This window comes from Kitasatospora sp. NPDC127060 (assembly GCF_042724935.1).
GTDB lineage: Bacteria > Actinomycetota > Actinomycetes > Streptomycetales > Streptomycetaceae > Kitasatospora.
Window position 1 is genome coordinate 50,278 of sequence record NZ_JBHXEG010000031.1, and the last position, 25,070, is coordinate 75,347.

General features: G+C 72.7%; 27 protein-coding genes and 1 tRNA gene. 18 read left to right on the forward strand and 10 right to left on the reverse strand.

The features are described from left to right. Nucleotides 1–14: 14 nt before the first annotated feature. The 10 genes from ACFWIS_RS19025 to ACFWIS_RS19070 all read left to right on the forward strand — a co-directional run bounded on the left by ACFWIS_RS19025 (nt 15) and on the right by ACFWIS_RS19070 (nt 6,975). The gene (locus tag ACFWIS_RS19025; protein ID WP_380454921.1) at nt 15–251 is read left to right on the forward strand and encodes a hypothetical protein; all 237 of its coding nucleotides are present in this window, start codon (nt 15–17) and stop codon (nt 249–251) included. A 30-nt stretch (nt 252–281) separates the two neighbouring features. Beyond that, nucleotides 282–782, forward strand: coding sequence for a hypothetical protein (locus tag ACFWIS_RS19030; RefSeq protein WP_380454919.1), 501 nt, complete (start codon nt 282–284; stop codon nt 780–782). Continuing rightward, entirely contained in the window at nt 782–964 is a 183-nt protein-coding gene (locus ACFWIS_RS19035) for a hypothetical protein (protein ID WP_380454917.1), read from the forward strand. The genes ACFWIS_RS19030 and ACFWIS_RS19035 overlap by 1 nt, the downstream gene beginning before the upstream one ends. A gap of 966 nt (nt 965–1,930) precedes the next feature. Then, nucleotides 1,931–3,178, forward strand: a complete 1,248-nt coding sequence (locus tag ACFWIS_RS19040; protein ID WP_380454915.1) for a hypothetical protein — start codon at nt 1,931–1,933, stop codon at nt 3,176–3,178. An 11-nt stretch (nt 3,179–3,189) separates the two neighbouring features. Then, complete coding sequence (locus ACFWIS_RS19045; RefSeq protein ID WP_380454914.1) at nt 3,190–3,687, forward strand: hypothetical protein; 498 nt, start codon at nt 3,190–3,192, stop codon at nt 3,685–3,687. Between the two features lie 84 nt (nt 3,688–3,771). Further along, nucleotides 3,772–4,605, forward strand: coding sequence for a hypothetical protein (locus tag ACFWIS_RS19050; protein WP_380454912.1), 834 nt, complete (start codon nt 3,772–3,774; stop codon nt 4,603–4,605). After that, nucleotides 4,602–5,981: a transfer protein gene (locus ACFWIS_RS19055; RefSeq protein ID WP_380454910.1), complete on the forward strand. Its 1,380-nt coding sequence runs from the start codon at nt 4,602–4,604 to the stop codon at nt 5,979–5,981. The genes ACFWIS_RS19050 and ACFWIS_RS19055 overlap by 4 nt, the downstream gene beginning before the upstream one ends. A gap of 57 nt (nt 5,982–6,038) precedes the next feature. Then, nucleotides 6,039–6,230, forward strand: coding sequence for a hypothetical protein (locus ACFWIS_RS19060; protein WP_380454908.1), 192 nt, complete (start codon nt 6,039–6,041; stop codon nt 6,228–6,230). Between the two features lie 20 nt (nt 6,231–6,250). After that, nucleotides 6,251–6,685: a hypothetical protein gene (locus ACFWIS_RS19065; protein WP_380454906.1), complete on the forward strand. Its 435-nt coding sequence runs from the start codon at nt 6,251–6,253 to the stop codon at nt 6,683–6,685. A 14-nt stretch (nt 6,686–6,699) separates the two neighbouring features. Beyond that, nucleotides 6,700–6,975 carry a hypothetical protein gene (locus ACFWIS_RS19070; RefSeq protein WP_380454904.1) on the forward strand — a complete coding sequence of 92 codons (276 nt, stop codon included), beginning with the start codon at nt 6,700–6,702 and terminating at the stop codon, nt 6,973–6,975. Between the two features lie 138 nt (nt 6,976–7,113). On the opposite strand, the gene ACFWIS_RS19075 is transcribed toward ACFWIS_RS19070, so the two are convergent. Continuing rightward, nucleotides 7,114–8,166 (reverse strand): hypothetical protein, encoded by a 1,053-nt coding sequence (locus ACFWIS_RS19075; RefSeq protein ID WP_380454902.1) that lies wholly within the window; start codon nt 8,164–8,166, stop codon nt 7,114–7,116. A 158-nt stretch (nt 8,167–8,324) separates the two neighbouring features. Here ACFWIS_RS19075 and ACFWIS_RS19080 point away from each other — a divergent pair, with 158 nt between their 5' ends. The 6 genes from ACFWIS_RS19080 to xerC all read left to right on the forward strand — a co-directional run bounded on the left by ACFWIS_RS19080 (nt 8,325) and on the right by xerC (nt 13,976). Beyond that, nucleotides 8,325–8,915 carry a hypothetical protein gene (locus ACFWIS_RS19080; RefSeq protein WP_380454900.1) on the forward strand — a complete coding sequence of 197 codons (591 nt, stop codon included), beginning with the start codon at nt 8,325–8,327 and terminating at the stop codon, nt 8,913–8,915. A gap of 209 nt (nt 8,916–9,124) precedes the next feature. Beyond that, complete coding sequence (locus ACFWIS_RS19085) at nt 9,125–9,997, forward strand: DNA primase (protein ID WP_380454898.1); 873 nt, start codon at nt 9,125–9,127, stop codon at nt 9,995–9,997. Nucleotides 9,998–10,030: 33 nt separating this feature from the next. Beyond that, entirely contained in the window at nt 10,031–10,852 is an 822-nt protein-coding gene (locus tag ACFWIS_RS19090) for a DUF3631 domain-containing protein (protein WP_380454897.1), read from the forward strand. Nucleotides 10,853–10,942: 90 nt separating this feature from the next. After that, nucleotides 10,943–12,202: a DUF3631 domain-containing protein gene (locus ACFWIS_RS19095; RefSeq protein WP_380454895.1), complete on the forward strand. Its 1,260-nt coding sequence runs from the start codon at nt 10,943–10,945 to the stop codon at nt 12,200–12,202. A 248-nt stretch (nt 12,203–12,450) separates the two neighbouring features. Further along, a complete protein-coding gene (locus ACFWIS_RS19100; protein ID WP_380454893.1) occupies nt 12,451–12,738 on the forward strand; it encodes a helix-turn-helix transcriptional regulator in 288 nt (95 codons plus the stop codon). Beyond that, nucleotides 12,738–13,976, forward strand: coding sequence for a tyrosine recombinase XerC (xerC, locus tag ACFWIS_RS19105; RefSeq protein ID WP_380454891.1), 1,239 nt, complete (start codon nt 12,738–12,740; stop codon nt 13,974–13,976). Before ACFWIS_RS19100 ends, xerC begins: the two co-directional genes overlap by 1 nt. 72 nt (nt 13,977–14,048) lie before the next feature. Here xerC and ACFWIS_RS19110 read toward each other — a convergent pair. The 7 genes from ACFWIS_RS19110 to ACFWIS_RS19140 all read right to left on the reverse strand — a co-directional run bounded on the left by ACFWIS_RS19110 (nt 14,049) and on the right by ACFWIS_RS19140 (nt 20,043). After that, nucleotides 14,049–14,122, reverse strand: a tRNA-Pro gene (locus ACFWIS_RS19110). Between the two features lie 147 nt (nt 14,123–14,269). Further along, nucleotides 14,270–15,613 (reverse strand): MFS transporter, encoded by a 1,344-nt coding sequence (locus ACFWIS_RS19115; protein ID WP_380454889.1) that lies wholly within the window; start codon nt 15,611–15,613, stop codon nt 14,270–14,272. Between the two features lie 122 nt (nt 15,614–15,735). Then, nucleotides 15,736–16,527 carry a DUF1684 domain-containing protein gene (locus ACFWIS_RS19120; RefSeq protein ID WP_380454888.1) on the reverse strand — a complete coding sequence of 264 codons (792 nt, stop codon included), beginning with the start codon at nt 16,525–16,527 and terminating at the stop codon, nt 15,736–15,738. Between the two features lie 171 nt (nt 16,528–16,698). After that, the gene (locus ACFWIS_RS19125) at nt 16,699–17,559 is read right to left on the reverse strand and encodes an acyl-CoA thioesterase (protein ID WP_380454886.1); all 861 of its coding nucleotides are present in this window, start codon (nt 17,557–17,559) and stop codon (nt 16,699–16,701) included. A 198-nt stretch (nt 17,560–17,757) separates the two neighbouring features. Then, a complete protein-coding gene (locus ACFWIS_RS19130) occupies nt 17,758–18,435 on the reverse strand; it encodes an alpha-ketoglutarate-dependent dioxygenase AlkB family protein (protein ID WP_380454997.1) in 678 nt (225 codons plus the stop codon). A gap of 187 nt (nt 18,436–18,622) precedes the next feature. After that, on the reverse strand, nt 18,623–18,958 hold the full coding sequence (locus tag ACFWIS_RS19135) for a transglycosylase family protein (protein WP_380454884.1): 336 nt from the start codon (nt 18,956–18,958) through the stop codon (nt 18,623–18,625). Nucleotides 18,959–19,245: 287 nt separating this feature from the next. Further along, complete coding sequence (locus ACFWIS_RS19140) at nt 19,246–20,043, reverse strand: transglycosylase family protein (protein ID WP_380454882.1); 798 nt, start codon at nt 20,041–20,043, stop codon at nt 19,246–19,248. Nucleotides 20,044–20,639: 596 nt separating this feature from the next. On the opposite strand from ACFWIS_RS19140, the gene ACFWIS_RS19145 reads away from it, so the two are divergent. Beyond that, entirely contained in the window at nt 20,640–21,494 is an 855-nt protein-coding gene (locus tag ACFWIS_RS19145; RefSeq protein ID WP_380454880.1) for a hypothetical protein, read from the forward strand. Nucleotides 21,495–21,811: 317 nt separating this feature from the next. Continuing rightward, entirely contained in the window at nt 21,812–22,468 is a 657-nt protein-coding gene (locus tag ACFWIS_RS19150; protein ID WP_380454878.1) for a hypothetical protein, read from the forward strand. Nucleotides 22,469–22,606: 138 nt separating this feature from the next. Here ACFWIS_RS19150 and der read toward each other — a convergent pair whose 3' ends face one another. Both der and cmk read right to left on the reverse strand, forming a co-directional pair. After that, nucleotides 22,607–24,061, reverse strand: coding sequence for a ribosome biogenesis GTPase Der (gene der, locus ACFWIS_RS19155; RefSeq protein WP_380454876.1), 1,455 nt, complete (start codon nt 24,059–24,061; stop codon nt 22,607–22,609). 221 nt (nt 24,062–24,282) lie between these two features. Next, entirely contained in the window at nt 24,283–25,020 is a 738-nt protein-coding gene (gene cmk / locus ACFWIS_RS19160; protein ID WP_380454874.1) for a (d)CMP kinase, read from the reverse strand. Nucleotides 25,021–25,070 lie beyond the last annotated feature (50 nt).

Sequence of the window (25,070 nt, forward strand, 5' to 3'; positions counted from 1 at the left end):
GCAAGGAGTTCTGCATGAACCGCACCGAAGCCAACGCCCTCGCCGCCGCCCTCGACCGGGGCGCCGTCGACAATCTGGCCGCCGCCCGCTCCGGCGACGCCTTCGCCGGTGACGCGCGCAACGGCGAACTGCCCCGCCAGCAGGCGGCGGCTGCCGCCCTCATCCTGCGTGTCCAGGCCCGCGCCATGCTCGCCGACGCCGCCGCGATCCTCGACGGCGCCGACCCCGCCGAACTCGGCTACACCGACTGACCCACCACCACCCGGAACAGGAGGAACACCATGACCAGCACGGACAGGTGGACGTCGGACCACCTCACCGCCCCGGGCGGCACCGCCATCTACGCCGCCCAGCAGCGCGAGCGGCTGCGGCAGATGGCCGACGAGGTCCAGGCCCTGCTGCGCGAGTACCGCGCCGACCTGGAGTCGGTCCGCATCGACGGCGACCGGCTGTTCCAGCCGCGCATGCGCGCCTACTTCGCCACCCGGCCGCTCGCCAATCTGGAACGGCACCTGCGGGAAGCGGTGAACGCCGCCGGAAAGCTCGACGCGGAATACAACCGCCGGTTCGTCGAGCTGCCGAAGAAGCGCGCGGCCCGCGCCGCCGAGAAGTCCCTGGAGAAGGACCGCAAGGCCGCTCTCCAGACGGCCCGGAGCACGGACGCGGTGAACACCGCCGCGACCCTTCACGGAATTTCCTCCGCGCTTTCTGAGAAGGCGGACGGGAATTCCGGTGAGAAGCAGTCTCCGGCGTTCCTCGACTTCCTCAAGGAGAGTGCCTGATGCCGCTTTCCCCCGGTCAGGTCGCCTACTGGCAGAAGCGCCTGGCGGCGACGGCGACGAACGCGGAGCGGGCGCGGGAGCTGTGGGACCTGGCCCGCACGCTGGCCGGCGCCGACGAGGAGTCCTGGGCCGACCTGGTGCGGATGCTCAGCGCCTGGACCCAGCAGCACGCCGCGTCCTGACGCGCGCTCCTCCCGGTGACGCTTCGCGCTCATCATCATCACGCCGCTCCGTGAATCCGGGGGTCCCACGTACGCGTGCACGCGTACGCGTGAAGGGCCCCCGGATGCGTGACGGAGCGTGACATCCCGATTGGAGGCCCGATGGCCGACAACGACGGGGGGACCGTGCTCGGGTTCCCCCGGCTGACGGTGCCCGGGGTCGTGGCCGAGGACCAGCCGCCCGGCGACGCCCCGGCGCTGGCCCCGCTCGCCACCGACCTGGCACCGCCCGCGTCCCTGTCGATCCCCGAAAACCCCGAGCTTTCCCGCGAAAGCGAATACGCCGCACCGGCCGCACCGCCCGCCGAAAGCGGCGGCCTGGCGAATGTCGCCGCCATGTCGGCGGTCATGATGGCAGGGATCACCGTGGCCGCGCTGCGGGGCGCCGCCCATTTCGTCGCCTACATGAAAGCCCGCGCCGAACACCAGAAAGCAGCGGAGCGGCAGCAAAAACCCTCCGCCGCGTTCGGGAATCCACAGACTGTGGATTCCCGAACGCCCATTCCCGGAGCTGCACCCCGGGGCAGGGTGCAGTCCGGTCCGGAATTCGGGCGGAGCGCGCGCCATCAGGCGCAGAATCCGCCCCGCACCGGCCCGCACGTCCCCGCGACGTTCCGCCAGAGCCCCACCACCCCGGGCGGCACGCCGGGCACCAAGGCACCCGAGAAGGCCCGCCATGGCCGCTCTGACGGTGCGTCAGGTGGAGGTGGCAGTCCGGGGCTGGATCGGGTGCGGGAGGCCCGCAGGAGGGCCCTGGAGGCCTCCGGGTCGACTGGGCGGCCGAATCGCCTTTCCGGTGGCGGGAATTCGGGCGGCGGCGGGGTGGCCTCTTCCCCCTCCTCGGACCGAAACCGGGACCGGTCGGCGGGGCGTCCGTTGCGGCAGACCGCCGGGCCGGACACGATCCGGGGCGCGGCCCGTCGTCGGATGGCCGACCGCATCACCCATGGCCCCAAGGACGCCCCGGCCAAGCCGCAGCGGTCGCCGGCCGGGCCGGACACGATCCGGGGGGCCGCCGGCCGCCGGGTCGCCGACCGGATCACCAGCGGGTCATGGAAGCCGACGGGGGCGCACAAGTCCGCTTCCGGCTCGACGCCGACGACGATCCGCTCGGCGCTCCGGGCCAGGGCCGCCGACCGGATCCTCAACGGCCGCAAGCCCAAACCCGGCACCACGGACAACGCCGCCGACCCGAAGGAGCAGGCCGCGCCGACCGGGCAGCCCGGCACCGACATCGCCGTCCCGCCCGACGCCACGACCGGCCCGAAGCCGGACGGCGGCCGTGCCCGGGGCGCCCGGGTGAAGCCGCCGAAGCGTCCGCGCCGGAAGCGGCGCCTCGTGACGCCGGGCGGCGCGACCGGGGCCAGGCCCTGGCGAAGCCGCCCCGGGCAGGGCCGCTCCAGCCGCGAACACCGAAGCCGCAGGGATGACCGCTGGCGGCAGCACGCGCAACGGGCCCGGTGGCGGTTCCGTCGGTCCCGGAAGCCGCGGGCTGAAGAGGCCACCCCGCCCGCCGGTCACGGGGCGTCCGCCGGACCGGACGGCGGGTTCGCCCCGCCGCCGGGCTGGGCCTGGACCGAGGGCGAGACGATCACAGTCGAGCGCGCCGACGGCGGCCCCCGCAAGCCCCGCCCACCCGCCGCCCTCGGCCGGGGCCAGGCAGCCCTGCCCCGCGCACCCCACCGCTCGTCCCACACCCGGCCCGGCACCATCAAACCCCCGTCTCCCCCACCGTCAAAGCCCGTTGGAGGACAGCCAGTGACCATTCCCCCGCCGCGCACCATGCACGGCACGCAGTACGCCGACGCCGAGCTGACGATCTACGACGTCATCGAGGCGGACGCCGACATGGGCGAGGAGATCACCCAGGGCGCCGCCGAGGCCAAGCAGGCCGCCGCCGACTGCGAGGAACTCGCCGAGCAGCTGGAGACGCTGCACACCAAGGTGCTCGCGTTGAAGGTGCCCGGCATCCTGGCGACCGCCGTCGCCAAGCTGATCGAGAAGACCGCGCAGGTCAAGGCCCGCGCTGAGGCGGTCGCCGAGAAGATCCCGGCCGCCGCCGAGGCCATCACGGCCGCTGGCGACAACGCCGCCGCCCGCCACAAGCCCCTGGCGGACGCCGTGCGCGACGCCGGCCACACCGCACCCGCCGAGCGCGACTACCACAACGAGTAGGGAGGACGTCCGTGTCCGACACCACCAGCGAGCAGGTCACCGGCAGTCAGCCGCTCACCACGTCCACCGCGCCGTCCACCCCGGACGGCGCCCCGGGCAGTGCCGGGGCGGTCCTCGCCACCGCCGGCCGCGGTCTCACCGAGGCCGTGCGCTACGGCATCGTCATCGCCCAGCTCACCGCGACCGGCGTGAAGTTGGCCCTGGTGGCCGACGTGGTCACCAGCGCCTACAAGTACGTCGAGAAGTGCGCCGCGTCGGTGGACCGCCTCGCCGACCAGGCCGCCGCGCTAGCCGTCGACCGCGACACCGTCGGCGAGCACCACGACGCCGCGGCCGTCATGCGCTCGGTCCTGGAAGAGGCCGAGGCCATGGCCGCCGACCTCGCCGACCTGTCCACCGCGTTCCACGCCACCGCCGCCGAGCACGAGGCCGACTACGGGTCGGTCGCCGAGGCCGCGAACGCCATGCCCGTCGAGATGGCCGACCGGACCTTCTACAGCAACCGCTGACCCGAACGGGGCGGCGGCGCAGCCCCGTTGACGCGGTGCCGCCGCCCCTTCGCCCCGCCACGCAACGCGAAGGAGAGCACGCTGATGATGTCCCTCGGCCCGATCCGCGGGCGTGTCGCCACCGCCCGCAACCACCTCGGCCGCGCCGCCACCCTCACCGGCACCGCGGGCCTGGCGGCCGGCGCATTCACCGCCGACTTCTACCCGGCCACAATCGGCGGCGCCGGAACCGCGATCCTCTACGGCCTCGCCTGGTCCGCCACCCTCCCCAAGGACCCTGTCCGGGACACCGCCACCGCCCTCTACCTCACTCCGGCCGTCACCTTGGCCGGGGTGCTCGTCGTCGAGCGGCTGGTGCCTGGCGTGCACTGGTGGGAACTGGCGGCCGACGCCGCCTGGACCGCCGCCGTGTGGCTCATCCGCCCCGCCCGCATGGCCCGCGTCCTGGCCGGCCGCGAACCCTCGCTCACCCCCGAGGCCGTCGAGCAGGCCCAGCAGGACGCGCCGACCGGCCTGGAACCGGCCGCCGACCGGCACCCGCTCGCCGCCTGGTGGTCCGAGCACGCGGCCGTCGACGGCGGCGTCGCCCCCGGCACCGTCCTGGAGCACATCGAGCAGACCGGCCCGCAGTCCATGAGGGCCGTCATCCGCTCCGCCCACCACGGCACCCCGGTCCCCACGATCTCCACCACCCGCCTGTCCGCCCTGATCGACTGGGACGAGGAGGAGATCAGCGTCACGAAGATGCCCGGACGCGGCGCCGGGGTCCGCCGCCTCACCGTCGGCCGCGCCCCGCAGGACGCCGCCGACCTGTACGCGCACTGGACCCAGAACATCGCCCCCAAGGGCATGCCCGGCACCACGATCACCGCGATCCGCGTCGTCGACACCGACACCGGGCGGGAGATCGACGCGTGAACCGGATCTACGAACTCACCCTCGAAGCGCCGCCGGGCGACATCATCACCTACGACCCGGTCCGCCTCGCCGACGCCATGCGCATCGACGACCCCTCCCGCCTCGCCATCGAAGCCATGGGCAGCCAGGCCCTGGTCACCATCTACCCCACCGACCCGCTCGCCGACGTCCGCCTCCCCGGACCCGAGGCGCTGGTCATGGACGAGCGCGGCCGGATCTGGATCGGGCTCTACCACAACGGCCGCAAGGTCTGGATCCAGCTCTACGACCCCAAGTCCGGATCGGCCCAGCGCCTGCTGCTGTTCGGCACCACCGGCGCCGGGAAGTCCACGCTCGGCCAGATCATCCTGGCCGCGATGAAGCGCTCCGGGATCGCCACCTTCTACGGCGACCTGAAAGAGGGCCAATCCGCCCCCGAAGCGCGCGGGAACGTCGACTGGGCGGTGTACTCGCAAGAGGGCGTGATGGCCCAACTGCACACCACCTGGTGCGTCATGCGCGAACGCGCCGCCCGGTACGCGGCGGCCGGCCGCTCCAAGTTCCTGCGCGACCGCCCCGACCCGCTGCTCTACATGGTCGTCGACGAGGCCAACCGCCTGCTGGAGAAGGGCGCCCCCTACCGGGACCTGGCCACCTTCTACATCAAGGACATCGGCCGCACCGGCCGCTCCCTCGGCGTCGGCATCGCCCTGCTTGCGCAGGCCGGACACCTCGACGAACTCGGCGGGTCCGACACCATGCGCGCCATGCTCAAAGAGGGCGAAGTCCTGCTGCTGCGCTGGACGTCGAGCATGATGCAACAGCTCGTGGCGGACGGCCTGATGCCCGCCGGGCAGAAGCTCGCCCCGATCCCGAAGAAGGCCGGCGCCACCCGCCTGGTCTCCCAGTTCGAGGCCGCGGCCGACGACGACCGCCCCGGCACCCAAGGCACTGGCTACCACCTCTCCGGCCCCTACCCCGGCGCCAAGATGCGCGCCTTCAACGTCGGCTCCAAGACCCCCACCGAGGGTCTGGACCCCGAGATGCTCGCGCTGTACGGCGACGACCCGCACGCCGTCCTGGAAAAGACGTCCTGGCCCGTCGCCGGCCAGGCCTACGCCGACAAACTCGACGGCGCCGCCGCCTACAACGCCGCCTTCCCCCCGCCCGACACCGGCGACGACGAAGGCGGCAGCCGGTCCCGCAGCAGCACACCGGCAAGCCCCGGCCACCCGCAGAACGCCGCACGGCTGACCGTCGCCGACCGCGTCCAGGCCGCCCTGGAGGCCTCCGACGGCGACATGGACGCCCACGCCGTCCTGGAGGCCGTCAACGCCGACGGCGGACGCCCCGTGAAGCTCGGAAGCATCCGCAACGCCCTCAGCAACCTGCGCTGACCCGGCCAGTCACCCCGTCACCTCACCGCACCGCCCGCCCGGACCTGGAGTGCGCCCGTGATCTTCTCCGTCTCGCTCACCGCCGTCAGCGGCATCACCCTCGTCTTCCTCATGCGCCACCACTACGTGCGCCTCGGATCCGCCGTGGTCGCCGCCCTCTTCGGCTACGCCCTCGCCTCCACCGGCCTCCACACCGCCATCGACCACCTCATCGCCACCATCGCCGCCGCCGCCGGATCCCTCCACTGACCAAGAAGGAGACCAGCCCCGTGACCACGCCCTTTCAGCCCGCGCCCGCCGCCGCGGTCGTCTACGGCCCCGACGGCACCCCCTACTACGCCGCCCCCGCCCCGCTCACCAACCCGCCCGCGCTCTACCAGGCCCACACGCCGGTCCCGGTGCCCGCGCAGCCGCTCAACTCGGCCGCCGTCTACCTGCCCGCCCCGCCCGCACAGCAGCACGCCGACGCCGCGGGCCGTGACCCGTGGCCCGCCCGCCTGCTCGCCGGCGGCATCGGCATCGGCGGCGCGGGACTCGGCCTCGGCTTCCTGCTTCAAGCCCTCGCCGCCGCCACCACCGGCCTCGCCCTGCTCGTCGCCGCCCTCGGCACCCTCTACCTCCTCAAGAACAGCAGCGGCTCCGGTGGCCGGGGCGGGCCGGGCGCCGTGAACGTGAGCGTCAACGTCACCAACCGCAACCGCTGACCGGAGGAACCGTCATGGCCCGCCTGCGCCCGCAGTACGCCCCCTGGCCCCGACCCGCACTCCACCTCGCCGACACCCCCGACCCGCGCTGCCCCAGCTGCAAGGGCGCCGGCGGATGGGCCGAGGACTACGGCGACTACGACACCGGCGAGTACGCCGGCACCGAGTACATCCACTGCACCTGCTGGGACCCCGACCGCACCCGCCGCCTGCTGCCCGTCCCGCACTGGATCGCCCGCCACCTCGACCGCGCCCAGACCGCGACCTACTCGACGGAGCCGCCGTTCTAACCGCGCACGGACACCCTGCCCGACCGGCCGTGCCGCCCGGACCACCGCCGCAGCCAGCGGCCGGGCCCGGACGGTGCGGGGGACCGGAAGGGGCCGCCTACTGGATGGCGGCTACCGCGAGGCCTACCCACCTCCCTGTCAGTTGAGCGGGAAGCCTTCGAAACCGCCTTCGGTGCGGATCACCAGGGCGATGCCGAGCGAATCAAGCAGAGCGCGCAGGTCCTTACCAGGGTCACCCGGGAGCAGGACCGCCAGCCCCAGACCTTCAGGAGCGTCGATGTGACGCCGGTAGTCGAAGAGCTGCCCGATGGCCATGCGCACATCGTCGCGACGCACGGTCCCCTTGGCCTCGTACAGCACGTTGTCAGTGACGTCGTACAAATCGGTCTTCAGCGTGGTGGCCACGCCTTCTACCGCGATCTGGAACCGCTTCACCGTGTGGCCGGCCGCAACCAGGTGAGCCTTGTAGGCCTTGGTCAGCCGGCCCTCCCGCCGCTGGATAGTCCGCTGGCCGCCGGGAATGTTCGCTACCGTCTCGTCGGTGGCGTGCTCCTCGGTCTCGACCTGCGACGACGACGGACCCGCCGGCACCACGGCTTCATTGTCGGCGTCCGTCTCCGGCTCCGCCTCGACGTCGAGGTCTACGACGGTGTGCGCGGTCGCCGGGGGGATCGCATCCGCAGGCGTGAACTTCGGCGGGAAGGCGGCCTGCGGGTCCGGCCGCAGGTGGAACACGATTACCCACCGCTCCACGCCGTCCCTGCCCGGCGCGCGCCGCCGGTCGAAGGGCTCATCGGGGTCCACCAGCATCTGCCCGATGTAGCGCTGCCGCTTGCCCTTCTTCTTCTTGCCGGTGACCGGGTCGATCACGTTCCCGTCCGCCACGAACAGCTGCACCGTACGGCCGTCCTCGGCGTGATCCCGCAGCGACTTGTTCCCGCCGGTGAAGACCTGGTCGCCGGTCTTCCCCTCACCGGTGTACAGGTACAGCGGCCCGCGGTCGTCGTCCTCGGCCTGGCCATCGAAGGTGTAGCCGTGCAGCTCACCGACCTTCGGGTCGGAGTACACGAGCACCATGTCGGAGTCGACGGCCGGCTCGATGCCGCCGTACAACGCACCGCCGAACGCCGCGGCCACCTCCGCGCGGGTGGTCATCAGCCCCGGAACAAGCTCAAGGTCATGGTTCGCCATACGGGGACTCTAACCACCAGTACTGACAAGTCCGTTCGCGCCGGACGACCTGGCTCACCCCCTGGCAATGCGAAGACCCGCAGCAGCCGTCCACCTTGGCCGGAACAACAGCTGCTGCGGGGCCATCCATCCCTGATCAGAGACCAGAGGACATCAGCATGCCCCAGTTCGACCACTCCACGCTCGTCGTCATCGACGACACCGCCGACCGGAAGCAGGCCTCCGACGGCCACTCCCGCTACGGCGCCTACATCGCCCAGCACACCGCCGACTTCCACGAGGACGGCCGGCCGCTCCGCCCGGTGGACTTCGCCACCGCCGCGTGGCGCACCGCCACCAGTCCGGTCATGGCCCCCGGCTACGTGACCGTTCGCCCCGACCTCGACCGCATCGAGGTCTACCGCGACCACGACGGCGGCGCCCAGTTCTGCGCCCGGGTCGGCCTGCGGCACAGCGCGCTCGCACACCGACCGGACAGCCGGGCCCTGGACTGGGAACGCTCCCCGTGGTCGCGCCCCGGTGAGCAGTGGCCCGTGCTAGTCGACCCGGAGCGCACCGACCGACCCGCCGTCCTGGTCACCGCCACCCTGCTCATCCCGATCCCGGACGGCATCCTCATCGCCCCCAGCACGGCCCGGCCCGGCCCGGCACTCACCCGCGAGGCCAAGGCCGCGGTCCGGGCCCTCGCCGAGCACGCCAACGCCCAGCTCGCCCCGCTCGTCACCGACCTGCTTGGCGGTGCCCGGTGAGCACCACCACAACGGCCGCGTAGGACCCGGCGTCGTGGCGACCGTCCTGGACTGGCGCGACGCCCACCACTACGACCGCACCGGCCCCAAGCCCTGCCGCTGGTGCGGTCGTCCCACCCCGCTGCGCGACGAACAGCGCAGGCCCGCACACAAGGTCTGCACCGAACAGCACGCTGCCGAGCTGCCCCCGCCGACCTCTGGAGACCGGCGTGAATCCCATCCTGCAACTCGCTCTCGAACTGCCCCGGCTCGGCCTCCCGGTCCTGCCCCTTCGGGCCGGGAAACGCCCGGTCGGCAACTGCCCGGCCTGTGAAGCCCTCGCCTGCGGCGGCCGGCCGAACATGAAGGTCCCCGGCCCGTGCGCCTGCCCGGCGCCCTGCCACGCTTGGGCCGCCGCCACCACCAATCCCGCCGTCCTGAACAGCCCGCCGTGGCTGCGGGCGTGGCGGGAGGCCGAAACGGTGGCCTACCACCCGGGCGGCGCTGGCCTGACCGTGGTCGACCTCGACAACGCCCACGCCGTCACCTGGGCCCGCACCGCCCTGCCCGCCACCCTGACCGTGCCGAGCACCCGGGGCGAACACTGGGTCTACCGCGGTGCCATGGCCTCGACCAATGCCGTCCGTCCCGGCGTCGACATCAAGTCGACCATGGCGTACGCCCGTTGGCTCGGCTACGGCACCGGCACCATGGCGCCACTGCCCGACGCCGTCCGCGCCCTGGTCGACAAGGAAGAGACCACCCCGGCGCCGGCGAACGGCGCGCGGGTGGCCTCTTCACCCCCGCCGACATGGACCCGCACCGTGGGGCACGGGTGCCGCCACACCGAGCGCTTCATCAACACCGGGCTGCAACGCGGCCTCGCCAAAATCGCGGACTGCCCGGAGAACGGCGCCGGATCACAGGCCTTCGGCGTCGCCCGCTTCCTCGCCGCCCAGCACACCCACTGCCCCGGCCCCTGCGGCCTCGACACCATCGCCCAACGGCTCATCGACGCCGCCGTATCGGTCGGCGTCCCGCACGACTACGCCACCCGCGCCGTCACCCGCGGCTTCACCGCCGCCAGCCCCCACACCGCATGAACTGACCACACCACAAGCCCCTGTGAGGCCAGCATGACCGAGCACACTTCGCCCATCGCCGCCCCCACCGAGGACGGCGCCGCCCTGCTCAACGAGGTCGAAGCCCACCACAACCGCTTCACCGTCTTCCCCGGCGAAGCCGCCCGGATCGCCGTCGTACTCTGGGCCGCCCACACCCACATGCTCGACTGCTTCGAGACCACCCCGCGCCTCGCGTTCCTCTCCCAGGAACCTAGCTCCGGCAAGACCCGCACCCTCGCCGTCATCGGTGACCTCGTGCCGCGATCGATGGACGCCACGGGCGTCAGCCCCTCCGTGCTGGCCCGCACGATCCACGACAAGAAGACCCGCCCGACCGTGATGCTCGACGAGAGCGACACCGTCTTCGGCCCCAAGGCCGCCGGCAACGAGGACCTGCGAGGCCTCATCAACGCCGGACACCGCCGCGGCGGCCACGTCCTGCGCTGCGTCGGCGGCGGCACGACCCAGACGGTCCAGGCCTTCCCCACCCACTTCGCCCTCGCCGCCGCCGGTCTCGGCGACCTGCCCCACACCGTCATGGGCCGCTCCGTCGTCATCCGGATGCGCCGCCGGACCTGCGACGAGCGAATCGAGCCCTACCGCGAGCGGATCCACCAGGCCCAGGGCCACGCCCTGCGTGAGCGCCTCGCCACCTGGGCCGACACCGTGCGCGACGACGTCAGCCGCGCTGTGCCCGACCTGCCCAACGGCATCTTCGACCGGGCCGCCGACGTCTGGGAGCCCCTGCTCGCCGTCGCCGACGCCGCCGGCGGCCACTGGCCAAAGCGCGCCCGCACCGCCTGCATCCAGCTCGCCGAGGCCAACGGCAGCTGACCTGACCCGCCCGAACACGCCGAAGCGGCCGCCCTCTCGCCAAAGCCGGCGGCCGCTTCATCCAGCCCGAACAGAACCGGAGAGGCCAGCATGACCGATCCCAACCCGCCCGTCACCACCGACACCGACGACGGCGCCGCCGTGCTGGACGCCGTTGAAGCCTTCCACCGCCGCTTCAACGTCTTCCCCAGCGAAGCCGCCTACACCGCCGTGGTGCTGTGGGACGCCCACACCCACCTGCTCGACACCTTCGAGTCCACCCCGCGCATCGCGTTCCTCTCCCCGGAGCCCGGTTCCGGGAAGACCCGCGCGCTGGAGATCATCGAGACGCTCACCCCGCGGCCGATGCTCACCACCGACGTCAGCCCGGCCGCGCTGTTCCGGTCTGTCTGCGACCCCGACGCCCGGCCCACCGTGCTGTTCGACGAGATCGACACCACCTTCGGCCCGAAGGCCGCCGGCAACGAGGACCTGCGCGGTCTCATCAACTCCGGCCACCGCCGCTCGGGCGTCGTCCTGCGCTGCGTCGGCGACGGCAACACCCAGACCGTGCAGCCCTTCCCCGTCTACGCCGCCCTCGCCATGGGCGGACTCGGCGACCTGCCCGACACCATCATGAGCCGCTCCGTCATCATCCGGATGCGCCGCCGGGCCCCCAACGAGAAGGTCGAGCCCTACCGCGAGCGCATCCACAAAGCCGAGGGCCACGCCCTGCGCGAACGCCTCGCCACCTGGGCCGGCACCGTCCGACAGCAGCTCGAAGGCGCCTGGCCCGAACTGCCCGAGGGCATCAGCGACCGGCCCGCCGACGTGTGGGAACCCCTGCTCGCCGTCGCCGACGCCGCCGGCGGCCACTGGCCCAAGCGTGCCCGCGCCGCCTGCATCCAACTCGTCACCGCCGCCAAGGCCAACGACAAGGGCAGCGTCGGCATCCGCCTCCTGGCCGACCTGCGGGACATCTTCGGCGACGCCGAGCGCATGCTCAGCGCCGACCTGCTGAGCAAGCTCGCCGACCTCGACGACGCCCCGTGGGCCGACCTCGACGGCAAGCCCATCACCTCCCGGGCCCTCGCCAAGATGCTCGGCGACTACGTCAAGGCCGACAACGAGCCCATCAAGCCCCGCAACATCAAGACCGGCTCCAAGAGCAGCGCCAAGGGCTACTACGCCGCAGACCTCGCCGACGCGTGGCTGCGGTACTGCCCGCCCCGTCGGCTTCCCCCTGAGGGATCCGCTACTGCCGCTACTGCCGCTACTGCGCAGGTCAGGCCCCTGTTTCCGGTAGCGGATATGCCCGAGGTAGCGGATACCGATCCGCTACCCGCCCCGCAGGCCGCCACCGCGCCGTAGGCCACCCGCCGCTCCCGCCCACCCCCGGCGGGAGCGGCACCAATCCGCTACCGCTACCCAATCCGCTACCAAAAACATGCCCCTGACCAGGGAGGTAGCGGCAGTAGCGGCAGTAGCGGATTCCTCAGGGGGAAGAGGTCGAACCCGCGCTCAGGCCCTTCCTGGCCGCAAGCACAGCAATCTCCACCAACCTCAGCGACAAGAACTGCGGGGACGCCCTGCCCTCGCTCCACGAAGGAGTAGCCGCCTTGACTGACCCGCAACTGACCATCGAGCAAGTAGCAGCGCTGATCGCCTCGGTCGACCGGGCCAGCCGTCAGCACCCAGCGCGCCTGCTGGAGAGCGGCTGGTACTCCACCGAAGAGGTTGCCGCGCTCATTGGGGTCGACCCGTCGAGCCTCAGGAGGTGGCGTACCTCGAAGCCCATGCAGGGTCCGCCGTTCGTCCGTCTGACCTCCCGCATCACCGTCTACAGCGTCCCCGACGTCCAGGCCTGGCTGGAGTCGCGTCGCATCGTCCCCGGAGAAGCCGCCTGATGCCTCAGCAGAACCCGCCGATCGGCGTGAAGTTGTCGACCGACATCGAGCACCGCCCCGAGTACCCGAAGCCCTACAGGGGTCGGGTCCGGTGGTTCGACCCCGTGTCGGGCGGGCGGCGGTCGCGCTCCGAGATGTCCGAGACGATCGAGGAGGCCGAGGCCTGGATCGCCGGGATGGAGCGGCTGGCCAGCCGCGGCGTGACCCCTGCGACCGCGACCATGCCGCTCGCCGAGTACGGGGAGTCGGTGATGGAACTGGCGCTGCGCGGGCTGGAGTCCAAAACGCTCGACCCGTACCGCGCCGGCTGGCGACTGCGGATCGTCCCGACGATCGGCCACCTGCCCCTTCGCACCGTCACGAACGGCGTGATCGACCGCGCCGTGTACGGGTGGATCGCCGACGAGCACGGCCGGTCCACCGTAAAGAACACGCTCGCCATGCTGGTCCGGGTCATGGAGCAGGCCGTCCGGGACGGTGTCATCGACGCCAACCCGGCCAAGGTCAGCGGCTGGCAGCGGGAGTACCAGCGCGCCGAGGACGAACTCGACGACCCTCGCGCCCTGGCGCTGCCGGACTGGGAGACGCTCGACAAGCTCGCCACCGGCCTGGTCCTGCGCTCACACGGGGAGTTCGGCGGCTGGGGCGACGTGGTGCGCTTCGCGGCGTGCACGGCGGCCCGGATCGGCGAGGTCTCCGGCGTGCGCCGCAAGGACATCGACCGCAAGCGGTGGACGTGGGACCTGTGCCGGCAGACCACGACCGCACCCGGCGGCCTGACGGACAAGGGGACCAAGGGCAAGCGGCGCCGAACGGTGCCGCTGATCCCGGAGATCCGGGAACTGGTGGCCTGGCGCCTGGACGTGATCAGTCAGGACCCGATGGCGCGGCTGTTCACCGGGCCGCGAGGCGGGCGGATCACCACCGCGGTCCTGCGGGACGCGACGCACTGGGACGAGGTGGTGGTGGCGCTCGGCTTCGAGCACCTGCGTCGCCACGACCTCCGGCACACGGGGCTGACGTGGATGGCCGACGCCGGGGTGCCGCTGCACGTCCTGCGGAAGATCGCCGGGCACGGATCGCTCACGACCACGCAGAGGTACCTGCACCCGGACCGGCGCTCGATCGAGCTGGCCGGCGAGGCGCTGAGCGCGCACCTTAGCGGGCCCCGCCAGGACCCTGGTCCCGAAGTGGTCCCGCCGGAGGCCCCCGGCCGCCACCTGCGGCTCGTGCGCTGACCCACCCTCGGAAACGGCAAAAGCCCCGCTGGCCTGGACCTTCGTCCAGCCAGCGGGGCTCCGACATCACTGTCGGGACGACAGGATTTGAACCTGCGACCCCTTGACCCCCAGTCAAGTGCGCTACCAAGCTGCGCCACGTCCCGTGGTCTCGGTGCCTTGCGGTGGGGCCTGGGGGGCCTTGCCGGTTCGGCTTCTCGACCTTGTCTCCGGTGTCCCGGCGACGTGGAAAACAATACAGCACGTCGGGGGGTGCTCGCTGCCAGGTTTCGGGGGTGGGGCGGGTGGGTGGGTCAGGGGGTGGGGTGGCGGGCGTCGTAGGTGAGGAAGGCGGGGCGGCGGGCGGCGAGGAGGAGGACGCACGCGACGCAGGCGAGGCCACCGGTGATGACGGAGGTGGCGGGATTGCTGAGGGCGGCGACGGTGCCGGACTCGAAGTCGCCGAGGCGGGGGCCGCCGGCCACGACGACGATGAAGACGCCCTGGAGGCGGCCGCGCATCTGGTCGGGGGCAGCGACCTGCATCATCGTGCTGCGGAAGATCATGCTGACGGTGTCTGCGCAGCCGGCCACGGCGAGGAAGAGGAGGCCGAGCCAGAGGTTGTGGAGGGCGCCGAAGGCGGCGATGGCGAGGCCCCATGCGGAGACTGCGGCAAGGATCGCGGCGCCCTGGCGGTGGATCCGGTTGACCCAGCCGGAGAAGAGCGCGCCGATCAGGGCGCCGACGGCCGGGGCGGAGACGAGGAGGCCGACGGTGCGGGCGTCGCCGGCGTAGAAGGTGGCGGCGATCGCCGGGAAGAGGGCGCGCGGCATGCCGAAGATCATCGCGGCCAGGTCGGCGAGGAAGCTGGTGCGCAGGTTGGGCTGCTCGCGCAGGAAGCGCAGGCCGTCGAGGACGGAGGCGCGGCCCTTGCGCGGGCCCTGTGGCCGCATGGCGGGCAGGCGCCACATGGCGTAGAGGGTGCCGGTGAAGGCGACGGTGTCGACGAGGTAGGCGGCCTGGGCGCCGAAGGCGCCGATCAGGACGCCGCCGAGCATCGGGCCGACGGTGAGGCCGAGGTTCATGCTGACGGTGCTCAGGGCGTTCGCCGCCGGAAGCTGGTGGGCGGGGACCAGCCGGGGGACCATCGCGGAGCGGGCGGGCGAGCTGAGCGCGAAGAAGCTCGCCTGGACGGCGACGGCGGCGTAGAGGACGGCCACCAGGCCGAGCCCGGCGAAGGCCTGCACGGCGAGCAGGGCGGAGACGGCGGCCAGGCCCGCCGAGCCGGTCAGGCCGAGCTTGCGCCGGTCGACGGTGTCGGCGATCGCGCCGCCGTACAGACCGAAGACGACCAACGGGACGAGCGAGAAGAGGCCCACCAGGCCGGTCGCGAAGGCGGAGCCGGTCAGGTCGTAGACCTGGACGGAGACGGCCACGGAGGTCATCTGCTGGCCTATGGAGGAGACTGCCTGGCCGGTCCAGACCCGCCGGTAGTCGGGGTGCTCGCGTAGCGGGCTGAGGTCGGCGAAGGCCCGCCGGTACCAGGGGGTGGGCGCCGGGGAGGAGGAAGCGGAGACAGCGGGAGCGGGGCCGGGCACGGCAGGAGCGGGGGCGGCGGGGGCGGCGGCCGGGGCATCAGGGGGTTGGTTGGTCGTCACAACGGTCCATGGTTGTCCCGCCCCCCGCCGCGCCCGACACCGGGGCCCCTGCCCGCACCGCCGCCCCGCACGCCCACCCGACCCACCGCCCGCACGCCCACCCGACCGCCCGCCCCCCAGGCCTACCGGCTGAGCACCTGCTTCTCCCCCGCCTCCACCGCGAAGTCCAACCGGTTGCCCGGTGGCGGGAACGGGCAGATGAAGTGGTCCGCGAAGGCGCAGGGCGGCAGGTAGGCCCGGTTGAGGTCCAGGACGGTCCGGCCCTCCGCGTCGGGCGCCGGCAGGGTGATGAAGCGGAAGCGGTAGGTGTCGACGCCGCTGGTGGCGTCGGCGATGACGCCGGTGAGGTGAGGGCCGGAGCGGCCGACGGTCAGGGTGCGGTGCTCGCCGGCGACCGTGAACTCGATCCGCCCGGTGACGGCCAGCGGCCGGTCCTTGCCGTCGGCGTTCGGGACGACCACCGACTGCTCCTCCTCCTCCTCGAAGGGGGTGTAGACGGCGGGCACGGCCCACTCCGGCGAGTAGGGGTAGGCGGAGATGCCGGCGAAGCCGGTCCGGCCGGGCGAGGACGGGTCGAAGACCCGGAGGGCGAGTTCGCCCTCCCGCTCGATCGGCACGAGCAGCAGATCGCCCAGCCTGGCGGTGTCGGCGGCCGGATCGGTGTCCGGGCGCAGCAGCACCTCGCCGTCGACCGGCCCGTCCGCGCCCTCGACGGTGATGCCGTCGGCCGCCGCGGCCCGGACCCGGACGCCCTCGGCGTCGGCCCACCAGTGCCCGGGCAGGCCCGGGACCTCGGTCGGCTCGGGATCCAGCCAGTGCGTGCCGGTGAGTGCGAGCTGGCCGTGCGGCGCGCTCACCGACGCCGCTCGCCCGTCGCTCCAGTGCTTCCAGTCCTCTGCGGCCGTCGCCGTCATCGGTCAACCCTCCCGGTCCGGTCCGCGGACGGCCCGTCGTTCGGGCCGCCCGTATCGGTCATCCTGCACAACACCGCGCGCCGGTACGGAGCATTCCCCGCACCCGGCACGCCGCCGCACCCGTAAGAAGACTGCAAGGGACGGCAATGCCGCGGCAGCAGAAGGCAGACGTCAGTCCCTCAGCCGCCGGAACAGCCCTTCCTGCACCACCGACACCACCAGCTGCCCGTGCCGGTCGTACAGCTGCCCGCGGGCCAGGCCGCGCGCGCCGTGGGCGATCGGGGACTCCTGCTGGTAGAGCAGCCAGTCGTCGGTCCGGAACGGCCGGTGGAACCACATCGCGTGGTCCAGCGAGGCCATGTCGAAGTGCCGGGTGCCCCAGAGCGGCTCCACGGGGGCGCGAACGGCGTCCAGCAGCGTCATGTCGCTGGCGTAGGTGAGGGCGCAGACGTGTATCAGCGGGTCGTCCGGCAGCGGGCCGTTGGTGCGCAGCCACACGCCGCTGCGCGCCTCGACGCCGACCAGGTCCTCCTTGTTCCAGCGCAGCCGCTCGACGTAGCGGATGTCGAAGGGCTGGCGGCGGCTGATGAACGGGGGCAGCTCGCCGAGCCGGGAGCCGACCTCGTCCAGGGCGCTGGGCAGTTCCTCGGGCGCCGGGACGTCCGGCATCGGGTACTGGTGCTCGATGCTGCCCTCCTCCGGTCTGTGGAAGTCGGCGGTGAGCGAGAAGATCGACCGGCCGCCCTGGATGGCGAGCACCCGGCGGGTGCTGAAGGAACGGCCGTCACGGATCCGGTCGACCTGGTAGACGATCGGCACCCCGGGCACCCCGGGGCGCAGGAAGTACGCGTGCAGCGAGTGAACGGGGCGCGCGTCGTCGATCGTGCGCCCTGCCGCGACCAGCGCCTGCCCGGCGACTTGGCCGCCGAACGTGCGTTGCAGTGCCTCCTCGGGGCTGCGCCCGCGGAAGATGTTCAGTTCGATCTGCTCCAGGTCGAGCAGATCGACGAGGTCGTCGACGGGGGTACCCATGCGCGCGCTCCCTCTCGTGTGCCGATCGATGCCGATTCGAGTCCTCCAGCTCACTCGAATGCTCCGGCGACAATTCTCCGGCGACCCAGGACATTCCCGCTCACCGACCCCGGGCGCCCGATTCACTCGAACGAGTAGACGAATAGCGAGTTACGAGTAACGAGCAACGAGCGAACGGATCAGGAGCGCAGAATGGGATCACCGGCCGCCACGCTCCAGCCCCGACTGCCGCACCGTGATGTTGAGCCGCCCGACCAGCCCCAACCCCGAGCCGTCCGCACCCGAATCCCCCGGCAGCGTCCGCACCACCCCGTGGTACGCGAACCGGGCCGGCCCGCCGAACACCAGCAGGTCCCCGCTGCGCAGCTCCAGGTCGGTCCACGGCCGGTTCCTGGTCTCGGTGTTCCCGAGCCGGAAGACGCAGGCGTCGCCCAGCGAGAGCGAGACGACCGGCGCGTCCACCCGCTCGTCCCGGTCCTGGTGCAGGCCCATCTTGGCGCCGTGCGGGTAGTGGTTGACGATCGCGATGTCCGGTTCGTACGCCGCCGCGCCCGCGACCTCCCCGACCCGCTCCCCGTACGCCTCCGCCACCGCCCGCCGGGCGAGCTCCCCGAGCAGGGGCGGGAACGGCTTGACGGGCGTGCCGTCCTCGGCGGTCCGCGCGTAGCCGTAGGGGTACCAGTGCCAGCCCAGACTCACCATCCGCACCGACATCACGCCGCCGGTGGGCATCCGCACGCTGTGCAGCCCGGCCGGCGGGCGGGCCCACTCCCGGCAGGCGTCGACCAGCCGCAGCTGCGCGGCCCGGTCCAGCCAGTCGGGCAGCAGGACGACCCCGGGAGCGGGCTCGGACCGCACCCGGGCGTCGGACGGCACCCGGGCGTCGGACCCTTCCCGGCCGTCGGCCGGCACCCGGCCCGCGGACCGCGCCCGACCGGCGGGCCCACCGCGGCGCTCCCCGGGCAGGTCGTCGAACAGCTCGCCCTGGATCACCCCACCATCCTCCCGCACCGCCCCCACCACCGGTCCAGCCGTCGGCCCCTCGAGCGCCCGGAAGCCCCTGCTACCCCGCACCGGGCCCGATCATCCCCAGCTCCCGCGCGCAGGAAGGCCACGCCTCCCACCCCTGCTGCCGCAGGATCTCCTCCCCGACCGTGGTCTGTTCCCGCCGGCCGGTGTGGTCGGGCCGGTCGGCGAAGCGCAGGCCGCCGGACTCCGCCCAGGTGGCCGGCCGGATCTGCAAACCGCCGTAGTAGCCGTTGCCGGTGTCGGCCCGCCAGTCGCCGCCGCTCTCGCAGTCGGCGAGCTCGTCCCAGATCATGTCCGCGACCCGTGCCGCCGCGCCTGCCCGTACGCCGCCCGAGACCACGGCCATCACCACCGCCACGGCGGCAGCCACCCGAAGTACGGCCCGGACTGTCCGTTCATCACACGAATGCGGCACGGCAGCCGACCCTAGGGACCCCGGACACCACCCCGCACCGACACGCCGGAAACGCCGACGGCCGCTCCCCCGCGTGGCGGAGGAACGGCCGTGACGACCGGGCGACGACGACCCGACAAGCGGTCAACTCATCGAAGCCCAGCAAAACGCAGCAAACCTGGCAAAGCCCCGGCGAAGCTCAAGAACTCAGCAGCTCAGGAGCCCAGCAGCCCAGCAGCCCACGGACTCAGAGCCTCAGAGGCTCAGATGCTCAGGGTCTGACCCGGCAGGATCAGGTCGGGGTTGCCACCGATGACCTTGGCGTTGTTCTTGTACAGGTCGTGCCAGTCCAGGCCCTGCGCGGCGGCGATGGCGCTCAGGGTGTCACCGGACTTGACGGTGTAGTTGCCCTTGGCCGGCTTGGCGTCGTTGGAGCCGGTCCAGGACTTGGCGCCGGTCCAGGACTTGGCGGCGTCCTTCTTCGACGAGGCGTCGGACTTCGGCGCGGCGTCAGCCTTCGGCGCAGCGGTCTTCGGCGCGGCATCAGCCTTCGGGGCGGCGGCCTTGGGGGCAGCCGCGGCCTTCGGGGTGGCGGTCTTCGGCGCGGGGGTCTGCGCCGGCTTGGCGGCGGTGGAGCCGGCCGAGGTGTCGACGGCGGCCGGGGCGCCGCCCTTGGTCAGGCCCGCCTTGACGGAGCAGACCGGCCAGGCGCCCGGGCCCTGCGAGGCGAGGACCTTCTCGGCGACGGCGATCTGCTGCGCCTTGGTGGCCTGGTTGGCCTGCGCGGCGTAGGCCGTACCGCCGTAGGCGGCCCAGGTGCTGGAGGTGAACTGCAGACCGCCGTAGAAACCGTTGCCGGTGCTGATGGCCCAGTTGCCGCCGCTCTCGCACTGGGCGACGGCGTCCCAGGTGGAGACGGGGGCGGCGGAGGCCGAGGTGGCCGTGACGAGGCCGGCCACCGGGAGGGCCGCGACAGCGGCGCCCGCCACGACGGCCATCCGAACGCGGTTGCGCTTGGTGGCGGCGGTGGTGGCAGCGGCGTTCTCGTTACGGAAGGTCATGAGGTTCCTCTCGACAGCCCCGGGCGGGCATGCGGAACCAGACCCTGGGGAGGGCCGAGTTCGCTTGCCGCGTCCGTCGGACGGCCGTGCACGTGTCGGACGTGCCGCTGCCGCCCCGGCCACCCAGCCGCTCGCCGGCACGATCCGTTCGAGCGATCGCGTCGGCGGGCACCTGCCACGCCTGGCCGGAGCCGGGGGGCGGTGCGTCGGGGGTGAGCCCGGGTGGCGCTCGTTGCGCCGCCAAAGAAGCTACGAGCCGGTCGGTGGGGAAACCAAAACACCACCGGTCTGCCCAGGTCAGCCAAGGGTTACCGGCGGTAATGGCCGTGGTTTCCTGCCCGAATTGTCCGTTTTAGCCATCGATTCCTAGATCAAACATCGAGGCGGCGTGACCCACCTCACCGTTTCATTCCGGCAGTCCTGGCACTGACATCGACAGATTGCGACCACGAGAACACGCGGCGCGGTCGGATCCGGGGCAATTCCCGTCACCCTCGCCGGGCACCCGTGACGCCTGACACAAGGGCCCGTTGGGCATGGCGACCTCCCCGAGTCCGCCCCCATGACCCCATCCGCACCCATCCGAGGAGACCCCTGTGCCGCGCATGCTCGACGTCAGCGACGAGGTCCGGTCCGAGATCGGCGACGACGAGGCCGACCGCCTGCTCGGCGGCGACCGCGCCCCCGACAGCTACGAATGCACCTCCTGCCGCACCCCCGGCGACACCCACGCGGAGGCCACCAGCACCGTGCTGTTCGTCGGCGACGAGACCGCCGTCCTGGCCTTCGCCCACGCCCGCTGCATCCCGTCCCAGGTGGTACCGGTGGCCGAGGAGCAACTGGTCGGCGCCGTCCGCAGCATCAACCAGTCCCAGCCCGCGGCCCCGGACCTCGCCGTCCCCGCCCCGAACTTCACCATCCCCGCACCCACCGCCCCCACCACCCCCGCCGGGCCCCCGGCCCAGCCGACCGCCCCCGGCCAGGCCGCCATCCTCGGCATCACCTGCGGCCTCGTGCTGCACGGCAAGGTCGGCCACGCCTCCCTCGTGGTCGAGCCCACCGGCCCGGTCGGCCGCCCCGGTAGCACCTCCGGCGAGGACGAGTTCCTCGACCTGCTCCAGGACGCGGGCTTCCAGCCGGTCGCCGACCTCGACGAGACCCCGGACCAGCTGCCCGGCTGGTCGGTCCTGGTCGCCATGGGCAAGCTCCACGCGATCCTTCAGCCCGCCGCGGCCGGCGGCAGCACCGGCTGGTGGCAGGCGCACCAGCCGCTCCAGGTCACCGACGCCTGGCGGATGGCGGCCAGCCAGCTCTCCGAGGTGACCATGTACGCCGTCCCGGCCGGCATGGTCGGCCGCCAGCCCCGCGAGGACCTGCTGCGCCAGGCGCTGGAGCGGGCGGTGGCGCTGGGCCAGGTGGTCGCCGCCTCCCTCCCGCTGGCCGGCACCTGATCCTGCGCTCCGACGCTTCGGACGGGTGGCCGCGGCACCACCCAGCAGCGGCCACCCGTCCGAAGCCCGTCACCCGTCGGACGCCCGCCACCCGTCCGCCCTTGCCCCGTCCCCGCGCCGACCTCCCGTGCCCGCGCCGACCTCCCGTGCCCACGCCGACCTCCCGTCCCCACGCCGACCGCGCGGCCCCGCCCCGTCCCGTGCGCCGAACGCCCCCGCATCCCCGCCGCCTCTCACTCGTTGGCCCCTACGTGTACAGCTACGACGTCTCCGCATCCGCCGGACGGTCGGCCACCGCCCCCCGCTCGATCCCGGGCATGCGCCCGTCGTACGACGCGGAGCACCCGCACTCGACGACCCCGATCTACGACGAGCTGTACTCCGAGTACCGACGGCTGTTCCGTGCCCTGCCCGGCGACCGCTCGGGCGAGGAGGACCTGAGGTTCACCGGCTTCGCGATCCGCGACGGCTACCCGCTGCTCGGCGAGCAGCGGCCGTACCCACCCGCGCAACACCAGGCCTTCCACACCTACGCGGGCCAGCCGTCCGGCCTCCCCCAGTTCATGCCGACGCAGCCGCAGCACTCGCACGCCCAAGGTCACGCCCACAGCCACGCCCACAGTCACGCCCAAGGCCACACCCAGAACCACGCCTCGAACCACACCCAGTCCCACCCGTACCCCCCACCCCACAGCCACGGCCACGCCCACTCGGAGCCCGTCGCCGCCGCTGCCACCGCCGCCACCAGCGACGGCCACGGCCAGGCCGTGCCCCCCTCCCCCCAGTTCACCAACGGCCAGGGCTGGGTCGCCGCCGGCTACCTCGGCGCGGTCCCGCACGCGGTACCCGCCCCGCCGGCCCCGTCCCCGGTGCTGGGCACGGCTACCGGCCTGGCCACCACCCCGCCCCCCACCGGCGGCCGCCACCGCCAGATGCTCTCCCTCCCCCCGGGCCGGGTCGGCGACCGCCACTGATCGCCGCCCACGCACCAGCACCAGCACCAGCACCAGCACCCCCACGAGAAGCAGCGCAAACGGCCGAGGGCCCCGCCACCACCGGTGACGGAGCCCTCGAACTCGTACTGTCTACGACCAACTACCCACTACTACCTGCTACTTCTTCTTCCGCTTCTCCCGAACCCGCACCGAGATCGAGATCGGCGTCCCCACGAAGCCGAACTCCTCGCGCAGTCGGCGCTCGATGAAGCGTCGGTAGCCCGCCTCCAGGAAGCCCGAGGCGAACAGCACGAAGCGCGGCGGACGGACGCCCGCCTGCGTGCCGAACAGGACGCGCGGCTGCTTGCCGCCGCGGATCGGGTGCGGGTGGGCGGCGACCAGCTCGCCGAGGAAGGCGTTCAGGCGCGCGGTCGGGATGCGGGTCTCCCAGCCCTCCAGCGCGGTCTCGATCGCCGGGACGAGCTTCTCCATGTGCCGGCCGGTCTTGGCCGAGACGTTGACGCGCGGGGCCCACTGCACCTGGACGAGGTCGCGCTCGATCTCGCGCTCCAGGTAGAAGCGGCGCTCCTCGTCGAGCTGGTCCCACTTGTTGTAGGCGACGACGACGGCGCGCCCGGCCTCGACGGCCATCGAGATGATCCGGGTGTCCTGCTCGGCGAGGGTCTCGCTGGCGTCGATCAGGACGACCGCGACCTCGGCCTTCTCCAGCGCGGCGGAGGTGCGCAGCGAGGCGTAGAAGTCGGCGCCGGCGGTCAGGTGGACCCGGCGACGGATGCCTGCGGTGTCCACGAACTTCCAGGTCTTGCCGCCGAGTTCGATCATCTCGTCGACCGGGTCGCGGGTGGTGCCGGCCAGCTCGTTGACGACGACGCGCTCCTCGCCGGCGACCTTGTTCAGCAGGCTGGACTTGCCGACGTTGGGCCGGCCGATCAGCGCGATCCGGCGCGGACCGCCGGGGGCGGCGTCGCCGAAGGTCTGCGGCGGGGCCTCGGGCAGCGCGTCCATGACGGCGTCGAGAAGGTCGCCGGAACCGCGGCCGTGCAGGGCGGAGACCGGGTAGGGCTCGCCCAGGCCCAGCGACCACAGGTAGGCGGCCTCGGCCTCGGTGGAGGGGCCGTCGACCTTGTTGGCGCACAGGACGGTCGGCTTGCCCGCCCGACGGATGATCTTGATCAGGGCCTCGTCGGTGTCGGTGGCGCCGACCTTGGCGTCCACCACGAACAGCACCGCGTCGGCCTGCTCGATGCCCAACTCGGCCTGGGCGGCGACCATGGCGTCGATGCCGAGGACGTCGATCTCCCAGCCGCCGGTGTCGACCACCTTGAAGCGGCGGCCGTTCCAGCTGGCCTCGTAGGTGACCCGGTCGCGGGTGACGCCCGGCTTGTCCTCGACGACGGCCTCACGACGGCCGATGATGCGGTTCACCAGGGTCGACTTGCCGACGTTCGGGCGGCCGACGACGGCCAGCACCGGCAGCCGGACGTGCTCGACGCCGTCCACACCGTCGAAGCCGTCGAGGTCGAAGCCCTCTTCGGCCGCGAGGGCCATGTACTCGGCGTAGTCGGCGGCGTCCAGGTCACCGGGCCCGGTGGCGGAGTGCTCTACGGTCATGTTCGTCTGTTCCGTTTCCCGGCCCGGCCCTTCCCAGGGGCGTGCCGTGCGTACCTGCCCCGCTGGGGCAGCGCGATGGTTTCTTCCCGCGGCGCCTGACGGCCCACGGTTCGTTCGATAACTCAGATGGTCATGGTCAGACCGATCAGTTGATCAGTTGATCGACCAATGGGCCAATCGACCGGTCAGCCCGGTCACGCCGATCACGCCGATCAGACCGATCAGACCGACGACAGTCCGGCCCGCTCCTCCACCAGCGCGGTGATCCGCTCGATCACCTGCTCCAGGGTGAGCTCACTGGTGTCCACCAGCACCGCGTCCACGGCCTGGGCCAGCGGCGCCGTCTCCCGCGAGGAGTCGGCGGCGTCGCGTCGGGCGAGGTCGGCGGCCATCGCGGTGATGGTCGACTCGTCGACACCCTTGGCGCGCAGCTCGGCCGCCCGGCGCTCGGCCCGGGCCGCCTCGGAGGCGGTCAGGAACACCTTGACGGTGGCCTGCGGGAACACCACGGTCCCCATGTCCCGGCCCTCGGCCACGATGCCGCGCTCGGCGACCTCGGCGCAGCCGCGCTGCAGCTCCACCAGCCGGGCCCGCACCGCCGGCACCGCGGAGACGGCACTGACCTGCGCCGTCACCTCGGGGCCCCGGATCGGGCCGGAGACGTCCTGGCCGTCGACGGTGATCGTCGGCCCGTCGGCGTCCGTACCGGACACGATGACGGGCTTGCCGCAGGCGACGGCCACCGCCTCCGGGTCGTCGACGTCCACGTCATTGGCCAGCATCCACCAGGTCATCGCCCGGTACATGGCGCCGGTGTCCAGGAAGCTCAGGCCCAGCCGGGCGGCGACCGCCCGCGAGACGGTCGACTTGCCGGAGCCGGAGGGTCCGTCGATGGCGACGACGACCGGGGCGTGCGCTCGGTCGGCAGTGTCCACGGGGGCGAACCTCTCTCTGAGCATGCTGAGGCATGGAAGCCGACGCCTTCGCGGGCGAGCGGCCGGGGATTGTC

What these genes read in the sequence shown, in the direction of transcription:
- ACFWIS_RS19120 (WP_380454888.1), bottom strand. Translation starts at nt 16,527, where the DNA reads ATGACGGCGACGGCCGCAGAGGACTGGAAGCACTGGAGCGACGGGCGA.
- der (WP_380454876.1), bottom strand. Translation starts at nt 24,061, where the DNA reads ATGACCGTAGAGCACTCCGCCACCGGGCCCGGTGACCTGGACGCCGCC.
- ACFWIS_RS19035 (WP_380454917.1), top strand. Translation starts at nt 782, where the DNA reads ATGCCGCTTTCCCCCGGTCAGGTCGCCTACTGGCAGAAGCGCCTGGCG.
- ACFWIS_RS19140 (WP_380454882.1), bottom strand. Translation starts at nt 20,043, where the DNA reads ATGACCTTCCGTAACGAGAACGCCGCTGCCACCACCGCCGCCACCAAG.
- cmk (WP_380454874.1), bottom strand. Translation starts at nt 25,020, where the DNA reads ATGCTCAGAGAGAGGTTCGCCCCCGTGGACACTGCCGACCGAGCGCAC.
- ACFWIS_RS19090 (WP_380454897.1), top strand. Translation starts at nt 10,031, where the DNA reads ATGACCGAGCACACTTCGCCCATCGCCGCCCCCACCGAGGACGGCGCC.
- ACFWIS_RS19025 (WP_380454921.1), top strand. Translation starts at nt 15, where the DNA reads ATGAACCGCACCGAAGCCAACGCCCTCGCCGCCGCCCTCGACCGGGGC.
- ACFWIS_RS19030 (WP_380454919.1), top strand. Translation starts at nt 282, where the DNA reads ATGACCAGCACGGACAGGTGGACGTCGGACCACCTCACCGCCCCGGGC.
- ACFWIS_RS19050 (WP_380454912.1), top strand. Translation starts at nt 3,772, where the DNA reads ATGATGTCCCTCGGCCCGATCCGCGGGCGTGTCGCCACCGCCCGCAAC.
- ACFWIS_RS19095 (WP_380454895.1), top strand. Translation starts at nt 10,943, where the DNA reads ATGACCGATCCCAACCCGCCCGTCACCACCGACACCGACGACGGCGCC.
- ACFWIS_RS19150 (WP_380454878.1), top strand. Translation starts at nt 21,812, where the DNA reads ATGCGCCCGTCGTACGACGCGGAGCACCCGCACTCGACGACCCCGATC.
- ACFWIS_RS19075 (WP_380454902.1), bottom strand. Translation starts at nt 8,166, where the DNA reads ATGGCGAACCATGACCTTGAGCTTGTTCCGGGGCTGATGACCACCCGC.
- ACFWIS_RS19125 (WP_380454886.1), bottom strand. Translation starts at nt 17,559, where the DNA reads ATGGGTACCCCCGTCGACGACCTCGTCGATCTGCTCGACCTGGAGCAG.
- ACFWIS_RS19040 (WP_380454915.1), top strand. Translation starts at nt 1,931, where the DNA reads ATGGCCGACCGCATCACCCATGGCCCCAAGGACGCCCCGGCCAAGCCG.
- ACFWIS_RS19080 (WP_380454900.1), top strand. Translation starts at nt 8,325, where the DNA reads ATGCCCCAGTTCGACCACTCCACGCTCGTCGTCATCGACGACACCGCC.
- ACFWIS_RS19070 (WP_380454904.1), top strand. Translation starts at nt 6,700, where the DNA reads ATGGCCCGCCTGCGCCCGCAGTACGCCCCCTGGCCCCGACCCGCACTC.
- xerC (WP_380454891.1), top strand. Translation starts at nt 12,738, where the DNA reads ATGCCTCAGCAGAACCCGCCGATCGGCGTGAAGTTGTCGACCGACATC.